Source organism: Microcystis sp. LE19-131.1A, from assembly GCF_027532015.1.
In the GTDB taxonomy this organism is placed as follows: Bacteria; Cyanobacteriota; Cyanobacteriia; order Cyanobacteriales; family Microcystaceae; genus Microcystis; species Microcystis ichthyoblabe_A.
Genome location: NZ_JAPZSS010000133.1, coordinates 1 through 14,153, shown reverse-complemented (window position 1 = coordinate 14,153; position 14,153 = coordinate 1). Strand labels below are relative to the sequence as shown.

The following is a 14,153-nucleotide window of genomic DNA, read 5'->3' as shown; positions in this document are numbered from 1 at the left end:
GTAAGGGACTTGCGTGGGAATAATATCCCAATTGATCGGAGGGCGCAAGCTTTGCGCCCCTACAGTAACGGATTTTGTCCACAATGTAGGGGCGAACTGCGTTCGCCCAAAAGGTACATTATCAAAGCGCAAGTCCCTTACGTCGCTTGTGGCGCTGGTTTTCGGGTTGGTGGCGCAAATAAGGCTATGATAAACTAGAATACAAGAGCTATTCTAAATCAATAAGAATATGCACATCATCAGCCGTACAAAACTGCGGCAATTTTCTGGAAAACACGCCGATGCTGTTAATGCCATTAATACTTGGTATAAAATTGCTAGTAAAGCAGAGTGGAAAAACCTGGCTGAAGTTCAAGCTGTATATTCTCAAGCGGAAGCTGTTGGTAATTTCACGGTTTTTAATATCAAAGGTAATCGCTATCGTTTAATTGTAGATATCGTTTACAAAGACCAAGTAATTTATATCAAGTACATTTTGACTCACGCAGATTATGACAAAGATGAGTGGAAAAATGACCCTTACTTTAAACCGTGATACCTACGGAAGGTTACTAGCCGAGTATCTACCAAAAGTGATAGAAAACGAGGCAGAAAACGAACAGGCTATTAACCTAGCTGAGGCCTTATCTCATCGAGAAAATCGCAGTCTAGAAGAAACCACTTTGTTAAATTTACTCTTGACTTTAATCGAAAAGTACGAACAAGATCATTATCCCCTTGAAGAATCAGAACCCCATTCAATACTCTGGGAACTCATGGAAGCTAACAACTTACAAGAAAAAGATTTATCAGATATACTAGGTTCAAAAACCATAGTTTCTGATATTCTTATTGGCCAACAAATAATAACAGAAAAACAAGCTATAAAGTTAGGACAGTTTTTTCACGTTGACTCAAGTTTGTTTTTAAGTAGGTAGGCGTTAAAAATTATCAGATGCCCCCCTTATCAAGGGAGATCCCCCCGCCTATCGGCACCCCCCTTATCAAGGGGGGCAGGGGGGATCAAACCCCCCTTATCAAGGGGGGCAGGGGGGATCAAACCCCCCTTATCAAGGGGGGCAGGGGGGATCAAACCCCCTTATCAAGGGGGGCAGGGGGGATCAAACCCCCCTTATCAAGGGGGGCAGGGGGGATCAAACCCCCCAGGTAATTGACCCCCTAAACTAATACAGTTGTACTATATTTTGCCCAAAAAAATTCCGAAAAAGGGAATGAGGGTAAAAAGGGAAAAAAGAGAAAAAGGGTTAAAGAGTTCTCCCGAATACGCAGACTACCCGAAAACCGTTAATGACGTCGCGGTAGTCGCGGCGGTAGAGGTAGTTACGGTAAGCGGAACGGCAGCCAAGTGGATTGCGGCCCCAGGAACCGCCCCGAATCACACCAATTCGGTTATCTGTCAAGAGTTCATTTATACTATTTAATAAATTTTCATAACGATTATCAATGTTTTTTTCGTCCCAAACGCTCCCGTCTGTGGGCGGTGCGCCTTGATAATCACTGTGCCACGGATCTAAACACCACTCGCAAACATTCCCGTGCATATCGTACAGCCCGAAGGCGTTGGGGGGATAGGAGCGGACGGGAGTGGTTTTCCCCGGGGATTCTTTCACCTTTTCTTGTTGATAGACGCTTGAACTATCGTAATTCGCCAGTTTTCCCGTGATCGTCTCGCCAAAGTGGAAGGGGGTGGTTGTTCCCGCTCTACAAGCGTATTCCCACTCGGCCTCACTCGGTAAACGGTAATTTTTTCCCGTGTGACGGGACAGACGGGCGCAGAATTCGATCGCATCGTACCAACTCACGGACTCGACGGGGTTATTATCACTTTCCTTAAACTCCGCAGGTTCTGGATCGAGGTCTTTTCCCTCCCTCGGTAGGTGGGCCACGAACCGCCATTGCGCCCGCGTAATCGGAGTCTGGCTCAGGTAGAAAGCACTGACGCTCACGGGGTGTTGGGGTTTTTCAGACTTGTCATCGTCCTTTTCTCCCGGTGAACCCATCAGGAAAGTTACCCCCGGGATAGCAACCATGGTCAGGGGTTCGATTCCCTTGCCTAGGGGTTCCTCGTAGTAGTAGGCCTCCAGGGGTTCTCTTTTGGTAATTTCTCCCCGTTTATCGACGTATAGGGTCTCGAAGGCGAATTTTAGGAGTTTTTCGGGGGTGAAGATTTCCTGTTTTCGCTGCCTCACTCTCTCCTCGATGTTTTGGGCGATATCGGCGTACTCTCCCCCCCAAGTGCGGAGAACAGCCGCGTCCACCTCAGCGAAATAGAGAGAGCGATCGCTGACTGCATCATCTAGAGAACCCTGTGGATTGGGGATTAGAGCCGAAAAATCGCGAAATTCACCGTAATGGTCGCGAATATAATCGCCGATGCCGCGCCAAATATCGATCGTGCGCCGGTTGGCACTATCTGCCAACAGTAGCTGACGAATGCCGGGGGAAAAATCGTACCAAGCATCCGTAACCGTCGCTCCCTCCGGACTAAAAATAGACTTTTGCACCAGTCCGCTAAAAAAGACCTCCGCTAGATGCCAATGTTTACTATCGGGTAAAAATCGCCTTTGTGCCAATCGCATCACTGGAGGAATCAGGGGAACGGCCGCCAGCACTTTAGCCAGTTCTCGGGCCAAGGGACTGGCATCGATTAAAAAGCCTCTCAATAACTCTTCCGGGGATTCCGCTCCGGTCGCGGCTGCCTCTTCTTCTCCGGTTTCACCCATATCCACCCCCGCAGTGGTCGATCGGATTAAAACCCCCTGAATGGAGTTACCACCGCTCCCAGCGATAAATTTCGCCCAGGTTGCAAAGTGAGCGGGGGATAGATTGAAAATAGGGAACCGATAGAGAATCTGCTTCGTGCGGAGTTTTTCCCCCTCTTGCAGTGTTGCGTTGGCAGCAGCGGGAGCGAGTGCGATCAAAGGCCGGAGGATCGCCCCCTCTAAAGCGGTTCGTTGCCATAGCTGCTGCGGGAAAATGTGAGCGATGGTGACGGGATGTTCTTTTCCCAAAACCGCTAGGGTGGCGAAGGCAGACCCCGATCGCCAAGCTTTCCCCAAAGTATCGGTTAGAACAATAAAAAGTCGGTTCCCAGAGGGTGCCACCAGACTGCGAGGGTTCCGTTCGATTTGCCCGGCGCCAGAAAGCAAACGAGCTTCATTTTCACCCGTCTCGAACCACCAAACCCGCACGTCCCGAAAAAAGCCTTGCCAACGGAAGAGAGTGGTCATTCCCCCCGCTAGATCTCCCCAAAATTCCATCGGGGGAGAGCGATCGATCAGCAGGTGAACCTCTAACCAACGTTCTAGGGGGGGTCGGAAAGCGAGAATCGGCAATCCCCCCGCTTCGGCCGTCCGTTCCACTGTAACCTCGATATCCAACTCGTCGGCCCGTAATCCAGGCACGCGACGCGCTAGGGGGAGAATTGCCTTACTGATGGCCGCGGGTTCGGGTATCGGAAAGGGATCGGGGACGCGAACGGGAGAAGAACGATCGCTCTCGACCGAATCGCGCTTGGGGGAGGTGTTGGTCGAGCGATCGATGTTTTCGGGATGGACAATGGGAGTGGTTGACTCGATCGCTCCGGGGGGAGGGGTTTTTTCACCGCTGCCGGATGACCAGTTATCATCCTGATCATTAGATGAGGTTGCTTCCGACTGTTCAGGCTGCTCGAGCGACCAAGGCGCGATAATGCGATCGAGGTAAGCAGCGCACCAGATCAGTTCTGCCATTTCCCTCTCGTCTTCCCACCAGATGGGTTTTTTCCCTTCCATCTCTCCCCCTACCTTTGCAAGGATTTAAAGAGGGTGTCTAGCAGCGGGCGATCGGTGGCGGTGAGGTCTTTTCCCTGTAGTAACAGATAGACCGCGTTGAGGAGTTGATCGGTGGCTAGTTTGTCTTTGCGTTTGATTCGATCGAGAAATTCCTGGATCAGTTTTCTGGCCGGTTCGTCCAATTGATTTAGGCGCTCCGAGGGGAAACGTTGCTCTAGTATCCGATAGAAATCATCCTCGTTATCGGGTTGTTCTAGTCTTAAACGCAAACATCGACGCAGGAAAGCGGGGGGAAACTCCCGGGCCTCGTTACTGGTCATGAATACTAGGGGGAACTCCTGACAAGACACACAACCTCGATCGATCGGGATTTTTTCCTCGCTGTCGTCCTGTTGACCGCGATAGGGAAGAACGGATTGGTCGCCAGTTTTTAATCGTGTCAGTTCCGGGATTTCAAAAAATCCCTCCTCGAAAATATGGAGGAGATCGTTAGGCATATCGATGTCGCTTTTATCGATCTCATCAATTAGCAGCACCGCCGGTCGTCCGGGACGGGATCGATAAAAAGCCATCCCCATGGGGCCTAATCTTAGATAGCTGCCGATATCCGGCTCCTCGTACTCTCCCCCCTCTCCCACTTTCTGTCTTTGTAGGGAAGCTTCCTGTAACCGTCCGATCGCATCGTAGGCATAAAGACCCTCTTTAAGGGTGGTGCGAGAAACGATCGACCAACGGTAGGGGCCGGGTAATCCCAATTCCCGTGCCACTGCGTAGGCCAGGGAAGTCTTGCCGGCGCCGGGGTTGCCCTCGATCAGTAGGGGACGACGCAAGCAGAGGGCAGCGTTTACCAGTTCCACCGCTTTCTCATCCGCGACGAATCCTAAAGCCCTAGGGTCGATTTTTCCCTGTTTGGGCGGGTTTTCTTGGGATTTCGCTGCTTTTGTCCATTCTTCCGGGGATAGGCTAAAACTGCGCCAAGGAGGTGGGGGTGGGATGCGATCGAGGTGTTTCCTTTGTTCTTTGGGTGTGGGTAAACTATCGGCGCTCAGGGTCAAACCCCGGTAGATGCGAAGGTCTTCTGGTTTGGGAACTGGTTTATTGGCCATTGGATTCCACCACTTTCGTGTTTAGAGGTCTCGGTCTCGGAGCGGGTTTGGGGTATAGATCGTCCCAGAAAAGGGCGATTTTTCGGTTGTTTCTGCGTAATTCTTTGGTCTTATCGGGCCAGGTTTTCCATTCCGAGGGGTTTAGATCGTTATCTGTTATCGGTTCCCTGACGTTGCGACTCCAGACTGCAATCGGCCGGGATTCGACGATATCTTCCAGATCGGCGATCGATGGTTCGGTTCCGATGTAGTAATCTTTCTGGTCAAGATCGCCACCATTTTCCCATAAAGCTCTCTTGATCTCCTCGATCTCGTCGCGTATTTCTCGGAAGTCTTCATCGAAATAGCGATCGAAGGAGTTAATAAAAACAGGATACTCGTATCCTAGGGATCTCCACATTGTACCCCGCTTAAATTGAAATTCTTCCAGAGGGTATTTTAAAACTTTTATTGGCAGAAAAATTTCGAGATTTAGCTTTACTTTGTTCGGCAAACTATAACGAGCTTTGCGAATTAAATTAGCGAGAAATGTCTGGCTTTCTGGACAAGATTCTATTTCGCTATTTAATTCAATTTTTTCGTTTTCAGCAAATCTTCCTAAGGGACGATGTTGACTTTTAATCCAAAGATTCATTCTTAAGTGAAATGAGTTGAACACCCTTCCAGTATTATTATCTTTATCGAGATCCTGTTCTATTTCAATTTGAAGTCTCAGCTCTTCTCGATTAATACGTTCCTTGAATTTTTCCCAGGACTGCCTCACCTCATTTTGTATTTTATCTAAATCCGCATTTTCTCGATACTTAATAACCCTAGACTGCCAAGCTTCGATAGCATCAATCGACGGGTTACTCCTATCTTCTTCTAATAACCTAGTTCGACACCACTCGGAACAAGCTATGAGAGGACAGATACCCTCTATAACCGGCTTGTTTGATAATTTTTTTAATTGTTCTTTAAGTTCTAGATCGTTCAGAATAAACTCTTCTAAAAATTTACTATTTAATAAAAATGAATTGATAAAAAGTAAATTTTTTGATAAATGTTTTTTAAATTCATTCAATAACTCTTCTGTCAATTCAAGGCGTTTTTCTTCCCAAGTTCGTAGGGTTTTAGGAATAACTGGAAAAAATTTTGCAACCGTTTCAGATCCCGTCAGGTTATGTACAACGTCTTGTGGCATTGAGTCAGGAATTTTTTCATTAACTTTGCCTACAATTTCACCGGGGGAAATATATCGATTACGAGACTGTTGACAAAAATCTTTCAAAACTGCTGCCAAAACGGTAGAGAATACACTCTCTTTAGCCTCTTGTTTGGCACGACAAGCGGCGATCGTGTGAACGGCAATATTTTTTTCTTTGCTCGATCGATATATCCCGATCGAGCCAGCAGCGAATTTTGTAACTTCCACCGCTCCCATTTGCGAGCAACAGGTATCGATAATATACAGAATCTGCGCTATCCGAACCCCATCATTATTGAGAGGACGAACTAAATCTTCGGTCGATAGAGCCGTTTGTCCAATTAGTTTAGGATCGGTATCCTCCAGTAAAAGATAATGTCTATCCCCCAGTATATACTCGCCGTGACCGGAATAATAAAAAATGACAATATCGGTTTCACGGCAATTTTGTTGAAGCCATTGAGCAAATTTGAGAGGAATTTCGTCTTTTTTCGGATTAATATCTAAATCGGTTAACACTCGCTGGTATCCAAAACCACTGGTAAACAGATCGATTACCCGTTCTAAATCCGTCTCGACGCTGGGTAATTGCTTGTCAGGGTCTAAGTTCTTGTAATCCTTTGTCCCACAAGCGATTAGATAATACTTGATTTCTTCATCCATACCATTACCCATCAATCGATTAACCCCGATCGAATTGCTTCCCCGGTTTCAACCGCCGTAAGATAGCTTTTGGCATCATGAGCCTTGCAACCATTATAAACTAGCTTATCCTCGATAGTTCCCTCAAATAAAGGGTTGAGTTGCTTTGTCAACGCCACCATATCGCCATCGTCCGCGATATTTACCCATCTTTTCACATTTCCGGGCCAGCACCCCAGGTTATTGCGGGGGGATGGTTGCAGTCGATCGAAAATTAATTGTCTTATCCCCAAAGGAGAACCGAGGGTGACAAAGACTTTAATCGGCCATTCGGGATGCTGACATAAAGTTTCGTAACAGACGATCGAACCGAGAGAATGAGCTACAAGTACCCGCGTATCTTCATCGATAGATTCTATCACTCGCCTTTGAATCTGCTGTTTTAGCTCTCGATCGTGTAAATAGCTCCCCACTTGCTTAAGATAAAAAATAACCAATTTCTCGGCAATGCCACCGAAAAACGGAGATTCACTTAACCCCGACAAAGCTCTCTGGATAATTTTTGGGGTAGATTTTTCTCTCAAAAGGCTATCTGCATTGGGATGATTATTTTCCACTCGTTCCGTTTCTTGCCACCACGACTGGAGTAATTCTTTTTCCCAATCGGAATCGATATCACTAACATCGTAGTTCGGAATGCCGATCGCTTTCGATTTTCCCCGAAAAAGATCTCCGTAAAACGCGCAACGAAAATCGGTATCGGACTTTAACTCGGTTCCCGCGAGTTTCAATCCATCCTTGAGACTTGGCAACCACTCAGCAGAAATCGTGTTGCTACCCCTAAATTCTTGCGCGATACCGTGAACACCGACAATTTTAGCCATGATCCTCCAGTTACAGGGCTTTCCTATCCCTGTTAATTTTCAATTTTAAGATGAAAAGTTAAAACTGATCAAATTTTTATTGCAGGATTTAGGAACAAATAATGTCGATTCCGATCAGACTTTGTTATCTCAACTAGCTGGAACTCGGACAGAGGCGGATGAGATGGATTTTTTACAAAATATAGAGGCCTTTCGAGCAGTTGAGGAAAGTTTGTGGAGCTAACACTGATTCTACTGGATACCAACGCTTACACAGCTTTTAAACGTAATATTTTTGAAGCAGTTGAGGTGATTAGGAACACGACTTTAATCGGTTTAAATAGTGTAATTTTAGGGGAATTATATGATATGGTGGTTTTGAGTTGGGTTCTAGAGAGGAATATAACCGAAGGGAACTTAAGCAATTTTTGGAAATATCCAAAATTAACCGTTTTGCGAACGCAAAGCGCTCGCTACGCGAGATCGATTGCGATACCGCCGAGTATTACGCTAAAGTTTATTGTGACTTGAGGAAAAAGGGCAATCCGATTCCCACTAACCATATGTGAATCGCGGCGATGGCTCTACAATATAATCTGGCTTTATTTAGTTATGAAAAGCATTTTCGGGCGGTCAATGGGTTGATAACGGGAAATAGCCGCGCCGATTTTGCGATTATTCGATCTTAAGAGAATTGCTTCGGCTCGGTATCGCTGAAAGTGTAGCTTCAAGGGATACCAGGAAGCCAAAAGAAAGAATCGAACTTATCAAAAACTATTTGAGAGGGAGTCCTTAACCTTTGTTAAAAATAAGTGAGTGGACAGACTCGGAAAAATTAAGTTTTGAAAATTTGACAGCGCTTTACTATACTTTCACTTTACCCTAGAAGAAGAGCATCAAAAAGTCAAAAAATATACATGAAGACGGTTAAAAAGGAGGGAATAAGCCAACGACCTCATCCCCAGAAAAAAGCTTTTTAAGTAGGAATTAAAAGAGCGGCGGACAGGGTGAGTAGTTTGAAAGATTGAGAGGAAAAATACCATGACGACAACCGTTCAACGCTTAAGCCAACTAAATTTTGCATCCCTATCACCGGCGGGGGGATCGTTCCCGTCGCCGATCGCCTGGGAAGACCAAGCGTTCTATTTCTTGATGCTCGATCGCTTCTCCGATGGTCGTGAAAATGGGTACAAGGACAACGAGGGGAATTTAGTCCGGAGCGGGACAACCCCAGCCTACAGTCCCGCTGGTGCGGAAAATGCCGTGAAAACAGAGGCGGATGCGGCTCGCTGGCGCGAAGCAGGAGTCAAATATGTGGGAGGGACGCTCAAGGGGTTAGAGAGCAAAATCGGCTATCTGAAACGATTGGGGGTGACGGCACTCTGGATTAGCCCTATTTTTAAACAGGTTCGGTTTCGGGAAACTTATCACGGCTACGGCATCCAGAATTTTTTGGAGGTGGAACCCCACTTTGGCAGCCGCGAAGACTTGCGGGAAGTGGTGCGAACTGCCCATGCCAACGGCATCTATGTGGTTTTGGATATCATTTTGAATCACGCGGGCAACGTCTTTTCCTATTCGGGAGAACAGGATCGCCCTTGGACTGGGGAGATGTACCCGGTTGAGGGTTTCAACGATAAAAACGGTAATCCTACCATACCCTTTGCCAAACCCGATCCGCAAAATCCCCCCGATTATGATGGGGCATTATTTCCGGTGGAATTGCAGGATCCCGATACCTTTACCCGTAAGGGGTACATCAAAAATTGGGACTATGACCCCGAATTCCGGGAAGGAGATTTCTTTGACCTGAAGGACATCGATCACGGCTACGGTTCGGCCGATGATTACCAGGTATCCCCCGCCCTGCGCCACTTGTGTGAAGCCTATAAATACTGGATCGCCTACGCCGATATCGATGGCTTCCGCATTGATACCGTCAAGCACATGGACATGGGCGCGACTCGCTACTTTGTCTCGGTGATTCGCGAGTTTGCCCAAAGCATTGGTAAGGAAAATTTTTTCCTGCTGGGCGAGATTACTGGCGGACGCAAACGAGCCTACGAAACTCTGGAATTAACCGGACTCAGTGCCGCTTTAGGGATCGATGATATTCCCGATAAGCTGGAATATCTAGTCAAGGGATATCGCAATCCCAACGACTATTTCAGCCTGTTCCGTAACTCGGAGTTGGTCAATAAAGGTTCTCATATCTGGTTCCGCAATAAGGTAGTGACTTCCTTTGACGATCACGACCAAGTACGCAAAGGTAATCAGAAAGCTCGTTTCTGTGCCGATGCCCATGCCTCGAAAGTCGCGCTGAATGTTTTAGCCTTAAATGCTTTAACCCTGGGCATTCCCTGTATCTATTACGGCAGCGAACAGTGTTTCGATGGCCGGGGAGGAAGCGATCGCTATATCCGGGAGTCGATGTTCGGCGGTGAATTTGGAGCGTTCCGAACCCGGGGGCTGCATTTCTTCGATGAAGATCATCCAGTTTATCGGGAACTCGCCAAAATCCTAGAAATCCGCCGACAAAATATCGTGCTGCGGCGGGGTCGCCAATACCTGCGCTCGATTTCGGCCCCCGATGATGGAGTCCGCTTCAGCTTGCCAGAGATGGTGGGGGGACAGATTGGTTCTCTAGTGCCCTGGTCGCGGATTTTCAACGGTAAGGAGGTGCTGCTGGCGATTAACACCGATTATGACCAGCCGAGAACGGCTTGGGTGACGGTTGACAATGAACTGCACTGGGCGGGGGGGGTTGAAGTGCCTTTACTCAACAGATGCGGCGCAGATTGGTCAGTCGGTGACAGTGGAAGCGCGGAATGGGAAGGCGGTATTGATTACTGTTCCAGCGGCGGGTTTTGTGATTTTTGAGTGAAGTGGGGACATGATCTGAAGCGACAAAGGGCATTTCGATAACTACGAACTACAACTACTTTGAGGACAATTCCTCTTCAAGCAAGGAGGTTTAAATATCATGAGAAATATCACACAACGTCAACCATCACTGCTGGGTCAATTGCGGGAGATTGATCCAAATCTCAACATTCAGTGGGACGAGATAAGAGGGGTAGCATCCTCCATCCGTGGGAACTTGACAACTGCTCCTGCTGTTGCACCCACTAATCTTCGGGCTGTTGCTGAACCTAATAGCCTGGCTTTCCTGGAAACCTATGGTGAACTATTGGGTCCACCAGATATCAGCAGGTCGCTCAGACTGCTACGCAGCCGCACCGATGATTTGGGATGGGTTCATCTGGAGTTTCAGCAATACTATTATCCCAACGGCGAACAGCCTGCCTTAAGGGAATTGATCCAAGATAACGCCATAGAGGTTTATGGTTCAAAACTGGCGGCCCATTTTAAGTCAGACGGCACATTAATTGAGGTGCAATCGAGTTGCTGGCGAGATATCCAGGTAGATAGAGAATTAGCCATTAATCCTCAACAGTTGCAGACATTACTTCTACAGCGAATTGAACCAATTCAAGGCTTTTCAGAACTTCGCAGTCGGGTTGAGCCGCAAGAAGGAAGTTTCCCGTTAACTGACCCACCTCGTCTAGTGGTTTACCCCTGGCAAAATGCCTTCCGCCTAGCCTGGCTGTCCTATGGGTATGGAGCCTACAACAGGGATAGCAGGGGGGAACTAACAGAATTTCCTAATATTACCTATGGACAGTTGGTTATTGATGCAACTACAGGCGAGGAAATCCTGTTTGCACCAACCATTCATACGGCGGAAACTGCTGACACTGGCTCTGGTCTTGCAGTAACACCTCTCGGCAGTCCCACCACTCGGACATTAAATATCGTCCGGTTAGACACAACCTCCACCTATCGTCTCAAAGATACGACCCATAGCCGAGACATCGTGACTTACGATGCTGCTTGTAGCACTTCTTATAATTCCAACTCAGAGATTGGAACTGCTCTGGTTAACGGTACTCTTCCGGTTTCAGAAGATACAGAGGGCGACAAGAATTGGAATCGAGTGCCTTCAGCGACTGTTAGTCGCACTGACGGTCAGCAACCAGAAGTCGATGCCCATTATTTCGCTCAGCAGCAGTATGAGTGGTACAATGCGCTGGCTGGCAGAGATGGGTGGGATGACGGGCAGTATCCTAACCCTCCAGTGCCTCCTCTAACCATAAATGTCCTTGCTCACTGTTATCCACCAGATGAGTGGGCGCCTGATGACTGCACCACAGTTAATGCTTACCATTGGCGCAGAAAGGCAGCAGGGGTGTGGACATATTGGCTTGCCTTTATGAATGGAAATGGCACCACCTATGACTACCCTGCTGGTTCGCATTTCATCTTCGCCCACGAGTATCAGCACGCTATCACTAATTGTTCTTTTATTGATGGTGCAAATGACCCAGGACTTAATGCTCTTCCCGCTACTTGGTTTGGGGCTGTTCATGAAGGCTTATCAGATGTATTTGCAGGAGTCTCTACTGAACAATGGAGACCGGGAACAGATATTTCCCCCGCTACTCCTGCTCTAATCTTCCGCAATCTAGCCTATCCACGAGATGCAGCAGCTTACGATTCTAACAAACTAGATCATTTTGATGATCGCAACACCACAACCAACTTCTACGCACGAGGCACTATCCTCGCCCACTGTGCTTATCTGATGGGTCAAGGTGGGGTTCATCAACGGGCCTCACGCACTCCGGTTCTGATCCCGGTGTATAGTATGGGGCGGCAAACGGTTGGCGGCAAAGATTTTCTGAAAGCTGCGCGGATTTGGTATCGCGCCCTTACTAACTATTTCAGCAATATCGGAGCTGCTACGGGACTTCCAGCGAACGATGAGAACACTTTCCGTACATTGCGAAATGGTTGCGTGAGTGCCGCAGAAGATCTTTATGGCACAGGTTCTCTCGAACACAAAACAACCATACTGGCGTTTTATGCTGTGGGTCTCCATCCTGTGGGTACTACTTACGGTGCAGACGTAACCTTCCTGCGCTGGGGTGCTAGCTGGTGGATGTCGCGTCCTTATATCGGTATCTCTAGTCCAAATTGGTCATCGGTGGATCTCTTCATCAACAATGGCGGAGCTTCGGAGTGGAATGCTCTCATCAATATCATTGATTCAACGGGCAATCCTACCCAGTAAGTACCTAAGCAAAATTAATTACACATATCTAACCACCTCTTGCCTCCTGCCTTTTGCCTTTTGCCTATCTTCACTAGGAAATTAATTTTGCACGACTACTTATGAAAACACCGTCTATTGCCGCGTCAGAAACGTAGGTGATCAGGCTGCCCAGAATGTACAGGTGAAGTTCTATTATGCAAAGGTTGGTACACCCAGCGGTTGGCTAGAGGTGACAGACAAGGATGGCAACATTCAAGTTCTCAATATTGGTACGCTTGTAGCAGGTGAGTCCAATTTCCCAGATAGTGCCCAGAACAGTCCCCCTGCCAGTGCCAGTGTGAAATGGTACATTCCACCTCTAGCAGCGGGTGAAACGGTTGACCATTTCTGCTTGAAGGCAGTTGTCACTTCTGATAACGATGTCAACATTTACAACAATGAGGTGCAGTCCAATATCGCCTATGCTCCCTATACACCAGGAACACCTTTCCGGTTGCCCTTCATCGTCACGAATCCGTTAGATGAGGAAATTGCCCTGGAACTGAAGGTGCAGGGGCCTCTGCCACGGCGATGGAAAGCGCGAATTCTAGGAGACACGCAAGGAATCCGGCTGAAACCCCGTGAAGAGCGGCTTTTAAATCTGACAATTGATATGCCCCCCGGTGAAGACCAGCAGCTTGAACCTCCCTTTGATGGGGAAGTCCGAGGGAAGGTATTTGGTTCCCTTTCGGGTCCTTTTGCAGGAACCCTGACTGACATCACCTGGGATGGGCAACGCTTAAAAGGTCGGTTAGTGGGCACTCTCGATGAAATTGGTTCGTTCATCGGTAGCTTTGAAGGGACTTTAGACGTGAAGACTTGGCAAATCAAAGGTCGAGTCACCGGAAACTTTCAATGCGCTGGCACGGGAAACACCAGTCAACCTTGTCTGGGTCTAGAAGCCTGCCTCAGACCTTTGCGGAGAATCGATATCAGCCAGTTGGTTAACGGACAGCCAATCAATGGAACGACAGTTCAGGTGCAAGTTCCGATTCCTGACAATCCTTATGCTTGGAAACTTCCTCCTACTAATACCTATGTGGTTCCAGAAGCAGCAGGTTGTAAGAATCGTTCACTGCTATTTTTGGCAGTTGCGATCGCTATACTTCTGTTTCTTTTGATGTGGCTATATGTCACTCAACAACCAGTTGAATTGATTCCTTGAAGTGAGTCTCTCAAACGTTTCACAAATTCGGAGGAAAAATAATCATGAAAATAATCAAATATTTAGCCTGGGCGTGGGTCATCATTATCGGAGGTTTGATGATTACTCCAGGGGGAGTTCTTTGTATCAGCAATTCTCATTTTGAAAACAAAAGAAGATAAAGTTCTCTATGTGAACAAGAGAACTTCTGTCTAATTATCATTTTTTTTCAAGATAATCATCATAATTAGCTTCAAGAGACAGTTTTAAAATATCTGCCCATA

9 protein-coding genes are annotated in these 14,153 nt (G+C 47.4%); 5 read left to right on the top strand and 4 right to left on the bottom strand.

The genetic code is table 11. The features are described from left to right. Nucleotides 1-229: 229 nt before the first annotated feature. The gene (locus O9323_RS11100) at nucleotides 230-535 is read left to right on the top strand and encodes a type II toxin-antitoxin system HigB family toxin (protein ID WP_288125118.1); all 306 of its coding nucleotides are present in this window, start codon (nucleotides 230-232) and stop codon (nucleotides 533-535) included. Next, entirely contained in the window at nucleotides 501-917 is a 417-nt protein-coding gene (locus O9323_RS11095) for a helix-turn-helix domain-containing protein (RefSeq protein WP_288125117.1), read from the top strand. The genes O9323_RS11100 and O9323_RS11095 overlap by 35 nt, the downstream gene beginning before the upstream one ends. Before the next feature lie 327 nt (nucleotides 918-1,244). Here the strand turns inward: O9323_RS11095 and O9323_RS11090 are convergent, their stop codons facing one another. From O9323_RS11090 to O9323_RS11075, 4 genes are read right to left on the bottom strand one after another with little or no spacing between them, the layout of a single operon-like run. Continuing rightward, a complete protein-coding gene (locus O9323_RS11090) occupies nucleotides 1,245-3,773 on the bottom strand; it encodes a formylglycine-generating enzyme family protein (RefSeq protein ID WP_288125116.1) in 2,529 nt (842 codons plus the stop codon). 8 nt (nucleotides 3,774-3,781) lie between these two features. Then, the gene (locus tag O9323_RS11085) at nucleotides 3,782-4,879 is read right to left on the bottom strand and encodes an AAA family ATPase (RefSeq protein ID WP_288125115.1); all 1,098 of its coding nucleotides are present in this window, start codon (nucleotides 4,877-4,879) and stop codon (nucleotides 3,782-3,784) included. Continuing rightward, entirely contained in the window at nucleotides 4,869-6,728 is a 1,860-nt protein-coding gene (locus O9323_RS11080) for a caspase family protein (RefSeq protein WP_288125114.1), read from the bottom strand. Before O9323_RS11080 ends, O9323_RS11085 begins: the two co-directional genes overlap by 11 nt. Nucleotides 6,729-6,739: 11 nt before the next feature. Further along, nucleotides 6,740-7,591 carry a hypothetical protein gene (locus tag O9323_RS11075; protein ID WP_288125113.1) on the bottom strand — a complete coding sequence of 284 codons (852 nt, stop codon included), beginning with the start codon at nucleotides 7,589-7,591 and terminating at the stop codon, nucleotides 6,740-6,742. Between the two features lie 1,020 nt (nucleotides 7,592-8,611). On the opposite strand from O9323_RS11075, the gene O9323_RS11070 reads away from it, so the two are divergent. From O9323_RS11070 to O9323_RS11060, 3 genes are all read left to right on the top strand, one after another. Beyond that, nucleotides 8,612-10,450 carry an alpha-amylase family glycosyl hydrolase gene (locus O9323_RS11070; RefSeq protein WP_288125112.1) on the top strand — a complete coding sequence of 613 codons (1,839 nt, stop codon included), beginning with the start codon at nucleotides 8,612-8,614 and terminating at the stop codon, nucleotides 10,448-10,450. A 103-nt stretch (nucleotides 10,451-10,553) separates the two neighbouring features. Beyond that, on the top strand, nucleotides 10,554-12,704 hold the full coding sequence (locus tag O9323_RS11065; protein WP_288125111.1) for a M4 family metallopeptidase: 2,151 nt from the start codon (nucleotides 10,554-10,556) through the stop codon (nucleotides 12,702-12,704). Nucleotides 12,705-12,867: 163 nt separating this feature from the next. Next, nucleotides 12,868-13,890, top strand: coding sequence for a hypothetical protein (locus O9323_RS11060; RefSeq protein WP_288125110.1), 1,023 nt, complete (start codon nucleotides 12,868-12,870; stop codon nucleotides 13,888-13,890). Nucleotides 13,891-14,153: the final 263 nt, after the last annotated feature.

Bases quoted from the DNA above. Each gene is read 5' to 3' on its own strand.
- O9323_RS11095 (WP_288125117.1), top strand. From the start codon at position 501: ATGAGTGGAAAAATGACCCTTACTTTAAACCGTGATACCTACGGAAGG.
- O9323_RS11065 (WP_288125111.1), top strand. From the start codon at position 10,554: ATGAGAAATATCACACAACGTCAACCATCACTGCTGGGTCAATTGCGG.
- O9323_RS11085 (WP_288125115.1), bottom strand. From the start codon at position 4,879: ATGGCCAATAAACCAGTTCCCAAACCAGAAGACCTTCGCATCTACCGG.
- O9323_RS11070 (WP_288125112.1), top strand. From the start codon at position 8,612: ATGACGACAACCGTTCAACGCTTAAGCCAACTAAATTTTGCATCCCTA.
- O9323_RS11100 (WP_288125118.1), top strand. From the start codon at position 230: ATGCACATCATCAGCCGTACAAAACTGCGGCAATTTTCTGGAAAACAC.
- O9323_RS11090 (WP_288125116.1), bottom strand. From the start codon at position 3,773: ATGGAAGGGAAAAAACCCATCTGGTGGGAAGACGAGAGGGAAATGGCA.
- O9323_RS11080 (WP_288125114.1), bottom strand. From the start codon at position 6,728: ATGGATGAAGAAATCAAGTATTATCTAATCGCTTGTGGGACAAAGGAT.
- O9323_RS11075 (WP_288125113.1), bottom strand. From the start codon at position 7,591: ATGGCTAAAATTGTCGGTGTTCACGGTATCGCGCAAGAATTTAGGGGT.